Origin of the sequence: Streptomyces sp. NPDC048442 (genome assembly GCF_040651475.1) — a bacterium.
In the GTDB taxonomy this organism is placed as follows: domain Bacteria; phylum Actinomycetota; class Actinomycetes; order Streptomycetales; family Streptomycetaceae; genus Streptomyces.
Genome location: NZ_JBEZKB010000007.1, coordinates 170,234 through 187,147, shown reverse-complemented (window position 1 = coordinate 187,147; position 16,914 = coordinate 170,234). Strand labels below are relative to the sequence as shown.

Sequence of the window (16,914 nt, the reverse complement as noted above, 5' to 3'; positions counted from 1 at the left end):
GTGAATTCCTCCTGGAAATGACCAGGAAGAGACGCGGCCCTGCCCGCACCGGGAGGATGCGGGCAGGGCGCAACAGCTTGAGTAAACGACCGAACTTCCTACCCAGAATGACCTGAGCGAGGTTCAGAGGGTCTGCAGTGAGGACTGCACTCTCAGCGCTGTGGCGCTCCCCTGTCGGAATATGCAAATGTGCGGCCCAGCGTACAACCAGGCCCGGACGTGCTACCGCTCGGACGCCGCCAGCTGGCCGCAGGCTCCGTCGATCTCCTGGCCGCGGGTGTCCCGCACGGTCACCGGCACCCCGTGCGCCGCGATCGCCTGGACGAACGCCTTCTCGTCCTCGGGGCGCGAGGCCGTCCACTTGGAGCCGGGCGTCGGGTTCAGCGGGATCAGGTTGACGTGCACCCGCTTGTTCTTCAGCAGCCGGCCCAGCAGGTCACCGCGCCACGCCTGGTCGTTGATGTCCCTGATCAGCGCGTACTCGATCGAGATCCGGCGGCCGGACTTCTCCGCGTACTCCCACGCCGCGTCCAGGACCTCCCGCACCTTCCAGCGCGTGTTGACCGGCACCAGGGTGTCGCGCAGCTCGTCGTCCGGGGCGTGCAGCGACACCGCGAGGCGGCACTTGAAGCCCTCGTCGGCGAACCGCAGCATCGCGGGCACCAGGCCCACGGTGGACACGGTGATCCCGCGCTGCGAAAGGCCGAGGCCGTCCGGCTCGGGGTCGGTCAGCCGGCGGATCGAGCCGACGACGCGCTTGTAGTTGGCGAGGGGCTCGCCCATCCCCATGAAGACGATGTTCGACAGCCGGGCCGGACCGCCCGGGACCTCGCCGTCGCGCAGCGCCCGCATGCCGTCCACGATCTGGTGCACGATCTCCGCGGTCGACAGGTTCCGGTCGAGACCGGCCTGTCCTGTCGCACAGAACGGGCAGTTCATGCCGCAGCCCGCCTGCGACGAAATGCACATCGTCACCCGGTCCGGATACCGCATCAGCACGGACTCGACGAGCGTCCCGTCGTGCATTTTCCACAGCGTCTTGCGCGTGGTCTCCTGGTCGGTCGACAGGTGGCGCACGACCGTCATCAGCTCGGGCAGCAGCGCCTCGCGCAGCTTCTCCCGCGAGCCGGCGGGGATGTCGGTCCACTCCGCCGGGTCGTGCGCGTACCGCGCGAAGTAGTGCTGGGACAGCTGCTTGGCGCGGAACGGCTTCTCACCGATCTCGGCCACGGCCTCCTTGCGCTCGGCGGGCGTGAGGTCGGCGAGGTGCCGCGGGGGCTTCTTGGCTCCGCGGGGCGCGACAAAAGTGAGTTCTCCGGGTACAGGCATGGTCATACCAGTGTCTCAGATGTACGACAAGGGGCCCGCCGTCCTGTGGACAACGGGCCCCTCACGGGTAAAACAGCAGCTCAGGTACGTAGGAAGCTCACGCGGAACCGATGAAGATGACCATCATCAGCCAGACCACCGGAGCGGTCGGCAGCAGCGAGTCCAGTCGGTCCATGATGCCGCCGTGGCCCGGCAGCAGCGTGCCCATGTCCTTGATCCCGAGGTCCCTCTTGATCATGGACTCGCCCAGGTCGCCGAGCGTGGCACTGGCGGCGACCGCGAGGCCGAGCAGCGCGCCCTGCCACCACGTACCGCCGTCGACCAGCAGCGTCATGCACAGCACGCCGGCCACCATCGCGAAGGCGATCGCGCCGAGCAGGCCTTCCCTGGTCTTGCCGGGGCTGATGCGCGGCGCCAGCTTGTGCTTGCCGAAGCGCCAGCCCACCGCGTACGCCCCGGTGTCGCTGACCACCGTCAGCAGCAGGAACGTCAGCACCCGCTGCGGTCCGTCCTGCGCGGTGAGCATCATCGCGACGAAGGTGGCCAGGAACGGCACGTAGAACGCGGCGAAGACACCCGCGGTGACGTCCTTGAGGTACCCCTCCGGCGGTTCGGTCATCCGCCAGACCAGCACCGCCAGTGCGGTGAGCGCCATGGCGACCCAGGCGCCCTCGGGCCCGCGCACGTAACCGGCGACGACCATGGCCGCACCGCCGACCGCGAGCGGAACCAGCGGAGCCTTGATGCCCTTGCGCTCCTCCAGCCGGGAGGTCAGCTCCCACAGCCCGACGACCACGGCGACCGCTATGACGCCGACGAAGGCGGCCTTCCAGATGAACAGCGATGCCACGATCAGCACGCCGAGTCCGAGGCCGACCCCTATCGCCGCGCGCAGGTCGCGGCCCGCACGCTTCTTCTGGGGCGGCGGCGGGGCCGGGGACGGGGTCGACATGGGCTCCTGCGGCATCTGGTCGCGGAACAGGGGACCGCCCCCGGCAGCAGAAATCCGGGCCGCGTCCCCGGCCGCCGAAGCGGCTGGGGCAGCGGAATTCTGCGCGGCGGGAGCAGGTCCCCGGTTCCGGTCGTCTCGGTCGTCGGCGTCTCTGCCTGTCTCAGGCACGATGGGCATGGGCCGAGTGTGCTGGGCGTCATGCGCATCGTACGCGGGACCCGCCGGGAGGGGACCCTGGTCACGGGTTCCCCATTCACCGGCATAGCCCGCCCTCGGCGGGGCCCCCCAGGAAGAGTCGTTCATCAGACCTCGAGCAGCTCGGCTTCCTTGTGCTTGAGCAGCTCGTCCACCTGCGTGACGTACTTCGCGGTGGTGTCGTCGAGCTCCTTCTCCGCACGGCGGACCTCGTCCTCGCCGGACTCCTTGTCCTTGACGAGCTTGTCGAGGGTCTCCTTGGCCTTGCGGCGGACGGCGCGGATGGAGATCCGGGAGTCCTCGGCCTTGTTGCGCGCGACCTTGATGTAGTCCTTGCGGCGCTCCTCCGTCAGCTGGGGGAACGTCACTCGGATGATGCGGCCGTCGTTGCTCGGGTTGACGCCGAGGTCGGAGTCGCGGATCGCCTGCTCGATGTTGCGCAGGGCGCTCGCATCGAAGGGGGTCACCACGGCCATCCGCGGCTCGGGCACCGAGAACGACGCCAGCTGGTTGATCGGCGTCACCGCGCCGTAGTACTCGGCCACGATCTTGTTGAACATCGCCGGGTGCGCACGGCCGGTGCGGATTGCGGCGAAGTCCTCCTTGGCGACCACGACGGCCTTTTCCATTTTCTCCTCGGCCTCGAGGAGGATTTCTTCAATCACCACGTACTCCTGCTGTCGTGAACTGCTGCTGCATGGCTTGGACTGCTGCACGGCTTGTACTGCTGCTGCGGGCGTCTTCTCCTGCACGGTGTCCGACCGGCAGGACATTGTCCATCCCCCGAGTCCGACCCCGCGGCCGGGCCGGGGTCACCATCGGGGGCGCGGACCGGGATCACGGACCGCACATCCGGTCAGGCGCGGGTGCCCTGCGCGTTGACGAGCGTGCCGATCTTCTCACCCTTGACCGCGCGGGCGATGTTGCCCTCGGCCAGCAGCTCGAAGACCAGGATCGGCAGATCGTTGTCACGGCACAGGGTGACGGCGGTGGCGTCCGCGACCTTGAGGTCTCGGGAGATCACCTGGCTGTACTCCAGCGCATCGAACTTGACCGCTTCCGGGTTCTTCTTCGGGTCGGAGTCGTAGACCCCGTCGACCCCGTTCTTGCCCATGAGCAGGGCTTCCGCGTCGATCTCCAGGGCGCGCTGGGCGGCCGTGGTGTCGGTGGAGAAGTACGGCATGCCCATGCCCGCGCCGAAGATCACGACGCGGCCCTTCTCCAGGTGGCGCACGGCACGCAGCGGGATGTACGGCTCCGCGACCTGGCCCATGGTGATGGCGGTCTGGACGCGGGAGTCGATGCCCTCCTTCTCCAGGAAGTCCTGGAGGGCGAGGCAGTTCATGACCGTGCCGAGCATGCCCATGTAGTCCGAACGGGCCCGGTCCATGCCGCGCTGCTGGAGCTCCGCGCCGCGGAAGAAGTTGCCGCCGCCGATGACGATCGCGATCTCCGCGCCGTCCCGTACGACCGCGGCGATCTCACGGGCGATGGCGTGTACGACGTCGGGGTCGACGCCAAGAGCACCGCCGCCGGCGAACGCCTCGCCGGAGAGCTTCAGCATGAAGCGGCCGGTCTTCTTGCCGCTGTCCTGATTCGCCTGATGCGCCTGATTCATGGGGGTGCTTCTCCTCGTGCACATACGAAGAAGGCCATTGCCGGTGGATCCTTGCGGTTCCCGCTGCGGCAATGGCCTCCTCGTCAGATCTGCGGCCGGCCGGCGCGTACGCCGACGGCTGCATCAGACCCTAGCCGGGTCTGGCGATGTTCGCGTTACGTCGACAGAGTCGGACGTACGGACTCAGATGCCGACCTTGATGCGCGAGAAGCGCTTCAGGGTGACACCGGCCTCGTCCAGGACCTTCTGGACGGACTTCTTGGCGTCCAGCGCGTACGGCTGGCCAAGAAGGGTGGCCTCCTTGAAGAAGCCGTTGACGCGACCCTCGACGATCTTCGGGAGGGCGGCCTCGGGCTTGCCCTCGGCGCGCGTGGTCTCCTCGGCGACGCGGCGCTCGGCCTCGACGATCTCGGCCGGGACGTCCTCACGGGTGAGGTACTTCGGCGCGAAGGCGGCGATGTGCTGCGCGATGCCACGGGCCAGCTCGGCGTCGGCCTTGTCCAGCTCGACCAGAACACCGATCTGCGGGGGCAGGTCGGGCATGGTGCGGTGCATGTACGCGGACACGTAGCCGTCGGAGAACTGGGCGAAGCGCTCCAGGACGATCTTCTCGCCCAGGTTGGCGTTGGCCTCGTCGACGAACGCCTGAACCGTCTTGCCGGCCTCGATCTCGGAGGCGAGCAGCGCGGCGATGTCGGCCGGGTTCGTGGCGGCGACGTGGGCGGCGAGCGCGTTGGCGACGGCCTGGAACTTGTCACCCTTGGCGACGAAGTCCGTCTCGCACTTGAGCTCGACGATGACACCGGAGGTGTTGTCGTCGGCGATCAGGGAGACGACGGCGCCGTTCTCGGCAGAACGGCCTTCGCGCTTGGCGACGCCCTTCTGGCCCTTGATGCGGAGGGCTTCGACGGCCTTGTCGACGCTGCCGTCGGCCTCGTCGAGAGCCTTCTTGCAGTCCATCATGCCGGCGCCGGTGAGCTCGCGGAGCTTCTTGACGTCAGCGGCGGTGTAGTTCGCCATGAGTCTGTGAATCTCTTCTCGGAAGTCGTGATCTACGAGTCGTGATCGGCGAGGTGAATCGTGATCTGCGATTCGTGATCTACGTGATCTACGGGTGAACGGCGGGGGCGGTACGCCTGTTGGCGCACCCTCCCCCGCCGTCAGTCAGCCGTTAAGGGCTGGGTCAGGCCTGCTCGGCGTCCGCGGCCGGAGCCTCGGCAGCGGCCTCGGCCGGCTTCTCGGCCTCGGCGACCGGGGCAGCCTCGGCTTCGGCGGCCGGAGCAGCGTCGGCGTCGGCGGCCGGAGCGGCCTCGGCGGCAGCGGCGTCGGCGGCCGGAGCCTCGTCAGCCTTCTTGTCGCCCTCGAGCAGGTCGCGCTCCCACTCGGCGAGCGGCTCGCCGGCGGCCTTCTCGCCCGGCTTGGAGTCGCCCGTGGCGGCACCGGAACGGGCGATGAGGCCCTCGGCGACGGCGTCGGCGATCACGCGGGTGAGCAGCGTGACGGAGCGGATCGCGTCGTCGTTGCCGGGGATCTTGTAGTCGACCTCGTCGGGGTCGCAGTTGGTGTCGAGGATCGCGACGACCGGGATGCGGAGCTTGCGCGCCTCACCGACGGCGATGTGCTCCTTCTTGGTGTCGACGATCCAGACGGCGCTGGGAACCTTCGACATCTCGCGGATACCGCCGAGGGTCTTCTCCAGCTTGGCCTTCTCACGCGAGAGAACCAGGAGCTCCTTCTTGGTGAGGCCCGACGCGGCCACGTCCTCGAAGTCGATGAGCTCCAGCTCCTTCAGGCGCTGGAGGCGCTTGTAGACGGTGGAGAAGTTGGTCAGCATGCCGCCGAGCCAGCGCTGGTTGACGTAGGGCATGCCCACGCGCGTCGCCTGCTCGGCGATCGCTTCCTGCGCCTGCTTCTTGGTGCCGACGAACATGACGGAGCCGCCGTGGGCGACGGTCTCCTTGACGAACTCGTAGGCGCGGTCGATGTACGACAGCGACTGGAGCAGGTCGATGATGTAGATGCCGTTGCGCTCCGTGAAGATGAAACGCTTCATCTTCGGGTTCCAACGACGGGTCTGGTGACCGAAGTGGACGCCGCTTTCCAGCAGCTCCCGCATCGTGACGACGGCCATGGCCGTACTCCTTGAGGTTCTCGGTTATCGCTCCCGCCGGACGGCGGTCGCGCCTGACGTCCCACGCGCCGTGCCCATGGGGTCTGGGAAAACCCCTGGGGACCGAGCGGTGCTGCCACTGACCGCAGAGTGGGTGGTGGCGGGACGTGCGAAGTCGACCCGGTGACCCGGATCGCCACAAGAAGTGTACGGGACCCGCACAGTGCCGGGTGACGGCGTTGTCCACAACCGCCCGGCCGTCCACAGAAACGGTCCATGATCACCGCGTTTTCGCCCGGTGGGGCACCGTTTTCGGCATGTACCGACTTGTGATCGCAGCGTTGTCCGCACTGGCCTCCCTCGTCCTGCCGGGGGCTGCCACGGCTCTCGCCGCGGACGGTCCCGACCGTGCCTGGCCGGTGGGTGACCGCCCTGCTGTCGTACGGGGCTGGGAGCCGCCGCCGTCGAAGTACACGGCCGGGCACCGGGGTGTGGATCTGGCGGCGGAGGCCGGTGCGGAGGTGCGGGCGGCGGCGTCCGGCCGGGTCTCGTTCGCGGGCCCGGTGGCCGGCCGCGGAGTTCTCTCGATCACGCTGCCCGCGAGCGGGGATCCGCCGCTGCGCACGACGTACGAACCGGTGCGCGCCCTGGTCGCGGAGGGCCACGAGGTGGTCGCGGGCCAGGTGGTGGCGGTGCTGGAGCCCGGGACGTACCACTGCCCGGCAGGGAGCTGCCTGCACTGGGGGCTGCTGCGTGGCGAGGAGTACCTCGACCCGCTGTCGCTGCTGCCGCCCGGTCTGCTGCGCCGGGGGCCGCCCCGGCTGCTGCCGGTGTTCGGCGTCCCGCCGCCCGAGCCGGGCCAGGAAACCCTGCCGCCTGCGAAGATCGCGGCGCTCGCACCGGACGCCCTGCACGCGCTGGCGCTGTCCGTGGCCGCGGTACTGGCGTACCGGACACAGCGGCAGCGCGGCCCCGGACCCAGTCCCGGGCCCACTGCCGGGTCCACTGCCGGACCACGGGCCCGGGTTCAGCCCCGGACGCCGCGCAGGGCCATGGAGACGGCCGCCTCGGTGATGACGCAGGGCTCCTCGGCGGCGCCGCCGAGCTCCAGGCGCCGCACGGCCGCGTCGACCACGCCCTGGAGCATCATGGCCGCCAGCCGGGGCTGCTCGTGGCCCAGGTCGCGCAGGGCGTCGCCGATCATGGTGACGAGGCCGCCGTGCGCGGCGCGGATCTTCTCGCGGGCGCCGGCGTCCAGCTCGCTCGCCGAGATCGCGACCACGGCACGGTGGCGGCGGTCACCGACCAGCGTCAGCTGCTGTCGTACGTACGCCTCGACCTTGCCCTCCGCGGTGTCGGCCGCCGCCATGGCGGACTCGACCTCGGCAGCCCAGACGGGGAAGTCGACGGCGCACAGCTCCTCGACGACCGCGCCCCGGGATCGGAAGTACTCGTAGACCGAGGAGCGGGCCAGGCCCGTGCGCTCGGCGAGGGCGGGGAAGGTCAGCGCTTCCGTACCGCCCTCGGACAGGAGGGATCGCGCAGCGTCCAGGAGGGCACTGCGCTGCATCGTCCGGTGCTCGGCCACGGAGGCCGCTCGAATCCTTGGCACGGCTCCACTCTACGGATGCGGGCCCGGTCTGACGACGGGTACACCCGGCAGGGACGATTCAGCGCCCTTGTCTCCGCCTCACCGGGTCAGCGGCCGACATCCGCCAGCTTGGCCCTGAGCTGGAGGACCGACTTGGTGTGGATCTGACTGACCCTGCTCTCGGTGACCCCGAGCACGTTGCCGATCTCGGCGAGGGTGAGGCCCTCGTAGTAATAGAGGGTGATCACGGTTTTCTCCCGGTCGGGGAGGGTGTTGATGGAGCGGGCGAGCAGTCGGCGCAGCTCGCGGTCCTCGGCGACCTCGACCGGATTGTCCGCGCTGGTGTCCTCCAGCGTCTCCATCAGGCTCAGCCGGTCGCCGCCCTCGCCGCCGGCGTGCAGCAGCTCTTCCAGCGCGACCACGTTGGCGAGCGACAACTGGCTGAAAACCGCGTGCAGTTCCTCCACCGCGATGCCCATTTCCGAGGCAACCTCGCACTCGGAGGGGGTACGGCGCAGCTTCGCCTCCAGGGTCGCGTACGCACGCTCGACGGCTTTCGCCTTCTGCCGCACCGAACGCGGGATCCAGTCCAGGGCACGGAGTTCGTCGATCATCGCGCCGCGGATCCGGGTGATGGCGTACGTCTCGAACTTGATGGAGCGCTCGATGTCGAACTTCTCGATGGCGTCGATCAGCCCGAAGACCCCGGAGGACACGAAGTCCGCCTGCTCGACGTTGGGCGGCAGCCCCACGCTGACCCGGCCCGCGACGTACTTGACCAGCGGCGAGTAGTGCAGGATCAGCTGCTCCCGCAGCCGCTCGTCGCCCGTGGTCTTGTACGACCGCCACAACTCGTCCACGGACGAGGGCGCCGGGGGCCGTACGGCACCGCGGGCAGCCGGGGGCGCTGCCGCGCGGTCAGACCCGGAGGTGTGCTGGGGCATGCGTTGCCTTGAGCCGTTCTGCTGTGATGTGAGGGGGACTTGATGCCGTGTGTGATGCCTGAGCGGGGCGAAATCCTTGCGAGCGTAGCGTGACTGAAGCGTCGCAGTGCGCGAAGGATATGGGACCGGATCGTACGATTGACAGTCCCGGCCCGCTCCCCGTCGACGGACCCGCCGCCGCACACGACTGCTCCACCCGGGGTCCCATGCACGATTCAAAGGTCATCGTCTTTACCTTTTCACTCGGACGCCCCTGGTCAAGCACCGCCTCGCCGGGCGCGCGCACCGCGTACGGCGCTTGACGCCAACTGCCAGTCGTCGCCGTGGCGTTCGACGAACCCGAGAGCGTGCAGTTCGTACAGCCTGGCGAGGGCTTCATCGCCAGTGGTACCCGCACCCCGTGCGACGCTCCGCGCGTCGGCCGCCGCACGGGCGGGCAGCGCCTCAAGCACCCGTGCGGTGACGGGATCGAGGAGGTCCCTGGGGAGTACGGGCCCGCGCCTTGCCGGGGCGAGGTCGCCGATCTCGCCGACCAGTTCGACGATTTCGGCGGCGTCCGTCACCAGTACACCCTCGCCGCGCAGCAGTTCGTGCACCCCGGCGGAGAGCCCGCTGGTGACCGGGCCCGGCACGCCCATGGTGAAGCGGCCGATGCGCTGGGCGCTGCGGGCGGTGACGAGCGAGCCGCTGCGGTACTCGGCCTCGACGACGACGGTGCCCCGGGTGAGGGCGGCGATGACCCGGTTGCGCAGTACGAACCGGCTCGCCGTGGGATGGCTTCCCGGTGGCAACTCGCTCACCACCAGCCCCTGTTCGGCGATGCGGCCGATCAACTCGGCATGCCCCCGCGGATAGACGACATCGATCCCGCAGGCCAGGACCGCGACGGTGGCCCCGCCCACGGCCAGCACCCCGCGGTGCGCCGCCCCGTCGACCCCGAACGCGGCCCCGGACACCACCACCCAGCCGCGCTCCGCGAGCCCGCCGCCGAGCGTCGCGGCTACGTGGGCTCCGTACGGTGTGCAGGCGCGGGCCCCTACGACGGCGACGGACCGCAGCGCCCACATCCGCAGGTTCGGCCGGCCCCGCACCCAGAGCGCGATCGGGCGGGCGTCCCCGAGGTCGTCCAGCTGGGTCGGCCACTCCTCGTCCCCCGGGCACACCAGGCGACCTCCGACGGCGGCCGCCGCTTCGAGGTAGCGCACCGGATCGACGGCCGTGGCCCGGCTCCGGTAGCCGGCGAGCCGTTTCCCACTCGCCCCGGTCAGCGAACCCCGCGCTTCCGGAAGGGCCCCCTCCGACCCGGACACCTCCCGTCCGGGCGCCTCCCGTACCGGCCCCTCCCGTCCGGGCCCCTCCCGTACGGACGCCTCCTGTCCGGGCCCCTCTTTTCCGGTCCCCTCCCACCCCGACGCCGTCAGCCGCCGCAACACTTCCACCGGCCCGTACTCCCGCAGCCAGCGCCCGCCCGTCTCGTCGCCCGGCTCGACGATGCCGGTGAGTGCGGCCCTGGCCAGCCGCTCCGCCTTGCTCACCCCCGCTCCCGCTCCCGTCCCCGTCCCTGTCCCCGCGCCCGTCCCGGTACTCACGCCACACCTCCGGCCACCAGCGGGGATCTTCCCGCGGCTCGGTTGCGGACCGCGCCCCGGTCGATCCCGGTCCGCATCTGGAGCGCCAGTTCCAGGTCGGCCTCGTTCGGCCGGTCGTGCCCGCCCAGGTCCGCGACGGTCCAGGCGACGCGCAGCACCCGGTCGAAGCCCCGTGCCGTCAGCAGGCCCCGTTCCATGTCCCGTTCGGCTGCGCCGAGCGCTCCCGGTGCCGACTGCCACCGGGTACGCAGTTCGTGCCCCGGCACCTCGCTGTTGTTGGTCCACGGGGTTCCGTCGAGCCGGGCGGCGGCCCGCTCCCGCGCCTCGCGCACCCGGGCGGCGACCACCTCGGTCGACTCCCCCCGGCCGCCCTGCCCCATCAGGTCCGCGCGGGTCACCGCTTCGACCCTGACCAGCAGGTCGACCCGGTCGACCAGAGGCCCCGACAGCCTCGACTGATAGCGGCGGACCGTCGCCGGACCACAGTCACAGGTGGCCTCCTGGGAGCCGTGCCGTCCGCAGGGGCAGGGATTCGCCGCCAGCACCATCAGGAATCGGGCCGGAAACTTCACCACTCCCGCGCTGCGCGCCACCACCACATGCCCCGACTCCAGTGGCTGGCGCAGGGAATCAAGGGCCTTCGCGGTGAATTCGGGCGCCTCGTCCATGAAGAGGATTCCGCGATGGGCCAGCGAGACCGCGCCCGGTCTCGGCAGCCCGTTGCCCCCGCCGATGAGCGACTGCATGGTCGCCGAGTGGTGCGGTGCGCAGTAGGGCGCCCGGGTGACCAGTGGTTCGCCCGGTGGCAGGATGCCTGCCACCGAGTGCACCGCCGTCACTTCCAGGGACTCCTGCCTGGTGAGCGGTGGCAGGAGCCCCGGCAGCCGCTCCGCCAGCATCGTCTTGCCCGCCCCCGGCGGACCGAAGAGCAGCAGGTGGTGGCCTCCCGCCGCGGCGATCTCCAGGGCGATCCGTGCCGCCTCCTGGCCGCCCACGTCCGCCAGGTCCGGTCCCGCGTCCCCGCTGCCGGGCGCCAGTCCGGTGCCCGCTCCCGCGCCGGGCACCATGAGCCCGGCCAGCATGGCGTCGGGCCGGCCCTCCTCGGCCGGTTCCTCCTCGGGCACCTCTTCCCCGGCGAGCACGGCGATGAGCTGGCGCAGGCTGCGTACACCGAGGACCGAGATGCCCGGCACCAACGAGGCCTCCGCCGCGCACTGTTCGGGCACGACCACCTGCCGGTAGCCTGCCTCGGCCGCCGCGAGCACCGCGGGCAGGATGCCCCGCACCGGTCTGACCCGGCCGTCGAGGCCCAGCTCGCCGACCATCACCAGGTCGGCGATCTCCCTGGGGTCGATCCGCTCGGCGGCGCTCAGGACCGCCACCGCGACGGCCAGATCGAAGCCGCTGCCGCCCTTGGGCACCGAGGCGGGGCTGAGCCCCACCGTCAGCTTCTTCTGCGGCCAGGCGACGCCGGAGTTGACCACCGCCGCCCGCACCCGGTCCTTGCTCTCCGTCAGGCTCTTGTCCGGCAGCCCCACCAGGGCGAAGGCCGCGACGCCCGGCTCCAGGTCGGCCTGGACCTCCACCACCACGCCCTCGACGCCGACCAGCGCCACCGAGCACGTACGCGCGAATCCCATCAGGCCACCCCCCGCGCGTGCTCCAGGACCGGGGCCCCGCGTCTGGGCAGGGTGACGCCCACGAGGTCGATCCTGGCGCCGCCGGGCGGCGGCCCGCCGTGCTCGTACAGCCAGAGCTCGGCCAGGGTGCGCAGTCGCTGCGCCTTCCTGGGGGTGATCGCTTCCATCGGGTGCTGGAAGGGGCCGCTACGGCGGGTCTTCACCTCGCAGACGACGAGCGAGTCGCCGTCCCGGGCCACGATGTCGATCTCTCCGGCCTGGCAGCGCCAGTTGCGCTCCAGTACGGACATTCCCACTTCGGCCAGCCAGCGGGCCGCCAGGTCCTCGCCGTACCGGCCAAGGTTTCCGCGTGCGGTGCGCGGCTTGCGTTCACTGTTCGCGTTCATTCGGTTCCACCTCCGGAACCGAATGTGACGCAATCCCCGCGAACTAGTGGATCTTGGTGGACAACTCCACCGTTGTGGAAAACTCAGCCACCCGGAAGTTCCAGATCGCTCTTGTTGAGCTCTTCCACGTTGACGTCCTTGAACGTGAGCACCCGCACCTGCTTGACGAACCTGGCGGGCCTGTACATGTCCCAGACCCACGCGTCCGCCATGGTTACTTCGAAAAACACCTCGCCCTGGACCGAGTGCACCTGCATCTCGTAGTCGTTGGTGAGGTAGAAGCGCCGTTCGGTCTCGATCACATATTTGAACAGACCGACGACATCGCGGTACTCCCGGTAGAGCTTCAGCTCCATCTCGGTCTCGTACTTCTCGAGGTCCTCGGCGCTCATGGCATGTTCCCCTTCAGCCGTGCGTCCCCCTATTGTGCGCCAGCCCCGTACGCCCCTATGCGATTTCCGGGGCCAGGACGATCGGCGTACTCGGAGGACCCTCGTCGAGCAGCGTGCGCAGCAGCTCGGCGAGCCTGGTCGGGTACACCGTCTCACGCGTCGCCGACAGGGCGGCGGAGGACCACCACCGCAGACCCGCGGTGCTGCGCCGCTCCAGCTCCGTCAGCCCGGTCAATACCGTCTCGGTCTGCTTCGTACGTGCGGAAAAGAACCATTCCTCCTGGTCCCAGCGGCGCCCGTCGAACTGGAACGAACAGATCCGCTGCCAGAGCACCGGTCCGAGCTCGACGTCCGTGATCCCGGTCTCCTCGGCGACCTCGCGCAGCGCCGCCTCGGCCAGGGTCTCTTCGCCCTCCACACCGCCGCCCGGGGTGAACCACCACCTGCGGTCCGGGTCCTCGGGTTCGAAGCCGTGCATCAGCAGTACCCGGTCCTCGGGGTCGAACAGGATGACCCGCGCGACCCTCCGCAGCGGCCTGTCGGCCAGGTCTTCCGCACCCGTCGTCCCGGTCGTCACGCCCGCACCTTCCGTCGTCCGGCCAGTTTGGCGAGCGGTCCGTACGCCGCTCCGCCGAAGATCAGCACCACACCCGCCACGATCGCGGTCACCAGCAGCCTCACCGGCCCCGGCTCGGAGATGCCCCCGGGCAGCGACGCGAAGGCCGCCGGCCGCTCCAGTACGCCGCCCACCGGCCAGGCCACGGCGTCCACCCGGGCATCGACCTTGGCCACCGGGACCGTGCCGTGGGTGGAGTCCATGAGGTGCCCCCGGGAGTCCACCGACGTGCGGCGCTCGTCTCCCAGGAGGAAGAGCTCACCCGGCGGGACCGTGGCGCTGAAGGGTTCCGACCCGGCCCCGCCCCCGGAGCGCAGATACGGTTCTTCCACGGACTTCCCGTTCACGGTCAGCCGCTTGTCCTTGTCGCAGCAGACGACCTTGTCGCCGCCGACGCCGACCACCCGCTTCACCATCGGCATGGCGCCCCACACCTCGTCGGTGAAGACCACCACGTCCCCGCGCCGCACCTCGGTGCCGGTGATGCGCTGTGCGAGCACCCGGTCCCCGGTGTTGATCGACGGGGTCATCGAGTCCGACGGCACCGTGTACGGCTTGTACACCAGCGCTCCCCAGGCGAACCCGCCGAGGAAGAGCACACAGCCGACGGCCACGGCCAGCCCCGACAACACATTGCCGAGGCGGCCGCGGCCGTCATCCGTACGTCCTGAACTGCCCATCCCAGCGCTCCCCCTGTTTCGGAGATCAACGATCTGGGACGGCACCCTACCCGGCGGTACGCCCGCGGGTCAGCCTCCTGCGGCGCCAGAGCACCACCGGCAGCGCACCCGCCAGACCGAGCGCGCCCGGAGCGGCCGACGCGGCAGCGGCAGTGGCGCTCGCGAGGCCGCTCTGCTCGAAGGTGTCCGGCACCGGCAGGGTCGCCCAGCGGCTGATCGGCCAGGCCACCACCACGGCCCGGCCGACGACCTGCTCGTTGTTGACGAAGCCCTTGGTCGGGAGGTTCTGGTGGTAGCGGGAGTCCTCGGAGTTCGTCCGGTTGTCGCCCATCACCCAGATCTTGCCGTCGGGCACCTTGAGCGGGCCGAAGGGCTGGTCGTCGCACGGGGCGCCCTGCGGCGAGATGTACGACTTGTCGTCCAGCGTCTTGCCGTTGACCGTGACCGAGCCGCCGGTCTTGCACTCCACGGTGTCGCCGCCGACCGCGATGACCCGCTTGATCAGGTCCTTGTCCTCGGCGGACGGCATCAGACCGATGAAGCTCAGGACGTCCTGCACGACATTGGACTTCTCCACGGGGGTGTTGAGCCAGTTGCCCGGGTCGTGGAACACCACGACCTCGCCGCGCTCCGGCTCCGCACCGAACCACGGGGTCAGCTTGTCGACCAGGACGCGGTCGCCCTTCTGAAGGGTCTCCTGCATCGACTCGGAGGGGATCGAGAAGGCCTGCACCAGGAAGGTCTTGATCAGCAGCGCGAGGATGAGGGCGATGCCGATCAGCAGCGGCAGTTCCTTCCAGAAGGAGCGGGGCTTCTTCGGGCTGCCCCGGTGACCGTCCTCGCCGCCGTCGTCGTGCGCACCACCGTCGTACGTACCGCCGTCGTACGTACCGCTGCCCTGCGAGCCGTTGTCGCTCAACTCTTCACCGCTCCGCTGCTCCCTCGCCGGGCCCGGGGTCACGGACGGGGACGCATCGGCACGCCGTTCCGGCTCGGGCTTTTCCTCGGGTCCGTCGTGTCCGGACCGGGCACCGACCGCCACATCCCCCACGTCCACTCCTCACTCCGTGCCACCGCCCGCGCCCGAGAAGGCGCAGACCCACCACTCCCATAACGAGCGGGAGTTCCCCTGGGCTCGGGAGTAGGACCTGACGATCCTGGAACGCCACCTTATTCGACGGTTCCGGGGCCGCCGCCGCCCCGGCGCGCGGTTCGGGGACACGGGCGAAGGTCTCGGGGACCTCCAGCTTGCGCCAGTGCCCGATCGGCCAGGCGATGACGACGGCCCGGCCCAGTACGTCCTCCTCCGAGACCGTTCCGTGGTACTTCTCGTCCAAGTGGTAACGGGAATCGGCCGAGTTCGACCGATGGTCGCCCAGTACGAAGACCCGCCCCTCGGGCACCTTCACCTCGAACGGGATCTTCGACGGCCGGTCGTGCGGAAAGACGTAGGGTTCACTGAGCGGTACGCCATTGACGGTGACCTGACCATTTTTGTCGCAGCACCGCACGGTGTCCCCGCCGACCGCGACCACCCTCTTGATGAGGTCCTGCTCGTCGGCCGACGGCAGCAGTCCGATCCAGGTCAGCCCCAGCTTGACCTGCTTGACCACCACCGGGTCCTCTTCCTCCGGCGCAGCTTCCTTCTCCAGCCAGCCGCCGGGATCCTTGAAGACGACGACCTCGCCGCGCTCGGGACGCGACCCGAACCACGGGGTCAGCTTGTCCACCAGCACCCTGTCGCCGATCCGGATCGTCTGCTCCATCGAGCCGGACGGAATCACGAAGGCCTGCACCAGGAACGTCTTCAGTACGAGCGCGATGAGCAGCGCCACGACTATGAGGACGGGTATCTCCTTGACGGCCGATCTGCGCCGGCGCCGCTTCACCTTGCGGGCCAGCTTCCGCCGCTCCGCCCGCCCCGGCCCCGTACGCCCGTCGCCACCGACGTCGGCGGCAGGCGTGGTGGACCGGCTCCCGGTCGGCAGCGGGACGTGCTGCGCCGCCCGGTCCCGGCCGCGGCTACCCATGGGCCCCGGCCGGCGCCGGTACGTGAGTGAAGGCGTCCGAGCGCTCCAGCGAGCCCCACCGGCCGGCGGGCCAGCCGAGCCAGTCCGCGCGGCCTATCACCCGGTCGATGGGCACCATGCCGCCGCCGGGGCTGCCCAGATGGTCGCGGGAGTCGCTGGAGCGGGACCGGTGGTCGCCCATCATCCACAGCTTCCCGTCCGGTACGACGATGTCGAAGGGCACCCGGGACGCACTGTCGCCGGGATGCAGATACGGCTCGTCGACGCCCTGCCCGTTCACCTGGATCCTCCCGCGCTTGTCGCAGCAGACCACGCGGTCGCCGCCCACCCCCACCACCCGCTTCACGAAGTCGGTCTCGGCCGGCTCGGCGATGCCGAGCGCCGCTCCCGCCCAACGCAGCGCTCCCGTCACGGGATTGACCACGGGCTCCTCCCGTACAAACGATCCCGTGCCGTCGAAGACCACCACGTCACCGCGGAGCGGGGCGGCCCCGAAACGGTACGCCAGCTTGTTCACCAGGACCCGGTCGCCGACCTGGAGGGTGGGCTGCATCGAGGTACTGGGGATCAGGAACGGCTGCAGTACGAAGCCGCTGAACAGCAGCAGGAAGGTGAGGCACGCGAAGGCGAGAAGCACCGGCCGCCGCCACGGGGACCGGACGGCATCTCCGGACAGGGCTTCGTCACCCGGCCCGGACTGTGCCGGCTCAGCCTCGTCGGACGGCTCGCCGAGTCCGGACAAACGCGCGGAGCGCGACCGCTCGCCGTCCCCACTGTGGGGGGCGGCGGAGCGGTCGCGCTCCGGGTGTGGTGCTGCTTCGGTGTCCATCGGATCCGAGCCT

17 protein-coding genes, 1 pseudogene and 1 riboswitch are annotated in these 16,914 nt (G+C 70.1%); of the genes and pseudogenes, 1 reads left to right on the top strand and 17 read right to left on the bottom strand.

All coding sequences use genetic code 11. The features are described from left to right. Positions 1-77: 77 nt before the first annotated feature. Positions 78-183: riboswitch (TPP riboswitch) on the bottom strand. A gap of 39 nt (positions 184-222) precedes the next feature. From rlmN to rpsB, 6 genes are all read right to left on the bottom strand, one after another. Next, on the bottom strand, positions 223-1,329 hold the full coding sequence (gene rlmN, locus AB0D18_RS13640; RefSeq protein WP_362416353.1) for a 23S rRNA (adenine(2503)-C(2))-methyltransferase RlmN: 1,107 nt from the start codon (positions 1,327-1,329) through the stop codon (positions 223-225). A 97-nt stretch (positions 1,330-1,426) separates the two neighbouring features. Beyond that, positions 1,427-2,584, bottom strand: coding sequence for a phosphatidate cytidylyltransferase (locus tag AB0D18_RS13635; protein ID WP_362416351.1), 1,158 nt, complete (start codon positions 2,582-2,584; stop codon positions 1,427-1,429). After that, complete coding sequence (gene frr / locus AB0D18_RS13630; protein WP_362416348.1) at positions 2,584-3,141, bottom strand: ribosome recycling factor; 558 nt, start codon at positions 3,139-3,141, stop codon at positions 2,584-2,586. Before frr ends, AB0D18_RS13635 begins: the two co-directional genes overlap by 1 nt. 191 nt (positions 3,142-3,332) lie before the next feature. Next, on the bottom strand, positions 3,333-4,094 hold the full coding sequence (gene pyrH / locus AB0D18_RS13625) for a UMP kinase (protein ID WP_362416345.1): 762 nt from the start codon (positions 4,092-4,094) through the stop codon (positions 3,333-3,335). Between the two features lie 183 nt (positions 4,095-4,277). After that, positions 4,278-5,114 (bottom strand): translation elongation factor Ts, encoded by an 837-nt coding sequence (gene tsf / locus AB0D18_RS13620; protein ID WP_362416342.1) that lies wholly within the window; start codon positions 5,112-5,114, stop codon positions 4,278-4,280. A gap of 163 nt (positions 5,115-5,277) precedes the next feature. Then, positions 5,278-6,225: a 30S ribosomal protein S2 gene (rpsB, locus tag AB0D18_RS13615; protein WP_362416339.1), complete on the bottom strand. Its 948-nt coding sequence runs from the start codon at positions 6,223-6,225 to the stop codon at positions 5,278-5,280. A gap of 296 nt (positions 6,226-6,521) precedes the next feature. On the opposite strand from rpsB, the pseudogene AB0D18_RS13610 reads away from it, so the two are divergent. Further along, a pseudogene (locus AB0D18_RS13610) lies at positions 6,522-7,055 on the top strand (M23 family metallopeptidase); the annotation flags it as partial. Between the two features lie 176 nt (positions 7,056-7,231). On the opposite strand, the gene AB0D18_RS13605 reads toward AB0D18_RS13610, so the two are convergent. From AB0D18_RS13605 to lepB (AB0D18_RS13555), 11 genes are all read right to left on the bottom strand, one after another. Beyond that, the gene (locus AB0D18_RS13605) at positions 7,232-7,792 is read right to left on the bottom strand and encodes a helix-turn-helix domain-containing protein (RefSeq protein WP_362416715.1); all 561 of its coding nucleotides are present in this window, start codon (positions 7,790-7,792) and stop codon (positions 7,232-7,234) included. A gap of 110 nt (positions 7,793-7,902) precedes the next feature. Beyond that, the gene (whiG, locus tag AB0D18_RS13600; protein WP_362416337.1) at positions 7,903-8,739 is read right to left on the bottom strand and encodes an RNA polymerase sigma factor WhiG; all 837 of its coding nucleotides are present in this window, start codon (positions 8,737-8,739) and stop codon (positions 7,903-7,905) included. Positions 8,740-8,996: 257 nt separating this feature from the next. Further along, a complete protein-coding gene (gene dprA / locus AB0D18_RS13595) occupies positions 8,997-10,274 on the bottom strand; it encodes a DNA-processing protein DprA (protein WP_362416334.1) in 1,278 nt (425 codons plus the stop codon). A gap of 50 nt (positions 10,275-10,324) precedes the next feature. Then, a complete protein-coding gene (locus AB0D18_RS13590; protein WP_362416331.1) occupies positions 10,325-11,968 on the bottom strand; it encodes a YifB family Mg chelatase-like AAA ATPase in 1,644 nt (547 codons plus the stop codon). Further along, positions 11,968-12,354 (bottom strand): YraN family protein, encoded by a 387-nt coding sequence (locus AB0D18_RS13585; RefSeq protein WP_362416328.1) that lies wholly within the window; start codon positions 12,352-12,354, stop codon positions 11,968-11,970. Before AB0D18_RS13585 ends, AB0D18_RS13590 begins: the two co-directional genes overlap by 1 nt. 83 nt (positions 12,355-12,437) lie before the next feature. Continuing rightward, positions 12,438-12,746: a DUF2469 domain-containing protein gene (locus tag AB0D18_RS13580; protein ID WP_189825850.1), complete on the bottom strand. Its 309-nt coding sequence runs from the start codon at positions 12,744-12,746 to the stop codon at positions 12,438-12,440. 55 nt (positions 12,747-12,801) lie between these two features. After that, positions 12,802-13,323, bottom strand: a complete 522-nt coding sequence (locus tag AB0D18_RS13575; RefSeq protein WP_362416324.1) for an NUDIX hydrolase — start codon at positions 13,321-13,323, stop codon at positions 12,802-12,804. Further along, the gene (gene lepB / locus AB0D18_RS13570) at positions 13,320-14,042 is read right to left on the bottom strand and encodes a signal peptidase I (protein ID WP_362416321.1); all 723 of its coding nucleotides are present in this window, start codon (positions 14,040-14,042) and stop codon (positions 13,320-13,322) included. The genes AB0D18_RS13575 and lepB (AB0D18_RS13570) overlap by 4 nt, the downstream gene beginning before the upstream one ends. A gap of 46 nt (positions 14,043-14,088) precedes the next feature. Next, on the bottom strand, positions 14,089-15,084 hold the full coding sequence (gene lepB, locus AB0D18_RS13565) for a signal peptidase I (protein ID WP_362416712.1): 996 nt from the start codon (positions 15,082-15,084) through the stop codon (positions 14,089-14,091). Further along, positions 14,966-16,072 carry a signal peptidase I gene (gene lepB / locus AB0D18_RS13560; protein ID WP_362416318.1) on the bottom strand — a complete coding sequence of 369 codons (1,107 nt, stop codon included), beginning with the start codon at positions 16,070-16,072 and terminating at the stop codon, positions 14,966-14,968. The genes lepB (AB0D18_RS13565) and lepB (AB0D18_RS13560) overlap by 119 nt, the downstream gene beginning before the upstream one ends. After that, the gene (lepB, locus tag AB0D18_RS13555) at positions 16,065-16,901 is read right to left on the bottom strand and encodes a signal peptidase I (protein WP_362416315.1); all 837 of its coding nucleotides are present in this window, start codon (positions 16,899-16,901) and stop codon (positions 16,065-16,067) included. The genes lepB (AB0D18_RS13560) and lepB (AB0D18_RS13555) overlap by 8 nt, the downstream gene beginning before the upstream one ends. Between the last annotated feature and the right edge of the window lie 13 nt (positions 16,902-16,914).

What these genes read in the sequence shown, in the direction of transcription:
- rlmN (WP_362416353.1), bottom strand. Translation starts at nt 1,329, where the DNA reads ATGCCTGTACCCGGAGAACTCACTTTTGTCGCGCCCCGCGGAGCCAAG.
- AB0D18_RS13635 (WP_362416351.1), bottom strand. Translation starts at nt 2,584, where the DNA reads ATGAACGACTCTTCCTGGGGGGCCCCGCCGAGGGCGGGCTATGCCGGT.
- pyrH (WP_362416345.1), bottom strand. Translation starts at nt 4,094, where the DNA reads ATGAATCAGGCGCATCAGGCGAATCAGGACAGCGGCAAGAAGACCGGC.
- tsf (WP_362416342.1), bottom strand. Translation starts at nt 5,114, where the DNA reads ATGGCGAACTACACCGCCGCTGACGTCAAGAAGCTCCGCGAGCTCACC.
- rpsB (WP_362416339.1), bottom strand. Translation starts at nt 6,225, where the DNA reads ATGGCCGTCGTCACGATGCGGGAGCTGCTGGAAAGCGGCGTCCACTTC.
- whiG (WP_362416337.1), bottom strand. Translation starts at nt 8,739, where the DNA reads ATGCCCCAGCACACCTCCGGGTCTGACCGCGCGGCAGCGCCCCCGGCT.
- AB0D18_RS13590 (WP_362416331.1), bottom strand. Translation starts at nt 11,968, where the DNA reads ATGGGATTCGCGCGTACGTGCTCGGTGGCGCTGGTCGGCGTCGAGGGC.
- AB0D18_RS13585 (WP_362416328.1), bottom strand. Translation starts at nt 12,354, where the DNA reads ATGAACGCGAACAGTGAACGCAAGCCGCGCACCGCACGCGGAAACCTT.
- AB0D18_RS13580 (WP_189825850.1), bottom strand. Translation starts at nt 12,746, where the DNA reads ATGAGCGCCGAGGACCTCGAGAAGTACGAGACCGAGATGGAGCTGAAG.
- lepB (WP_362416321.1), bottom strand. Translation starts at nt 14,042, where the DNA reads ATGGGCAGTTCAGGACGTACGGATGACGGCCGCGGCCGCCTCGGCAAT.
- lepB (WP_362416318.1), bottom strand. Translation starts at nt 16,072, where the DNA reads ATGGGTAGCCGCGGCCGGGACCGGGCGGCGCAGCACGTCCCGCTGCCG.
- lepB (WP_362416315.1), bottom strand. Translation starts at nt 16,901, where the DNA reads ATGGACACCGAAGCAGCACCACACCCGGAGCGCGACCGCTCCGCCGCC.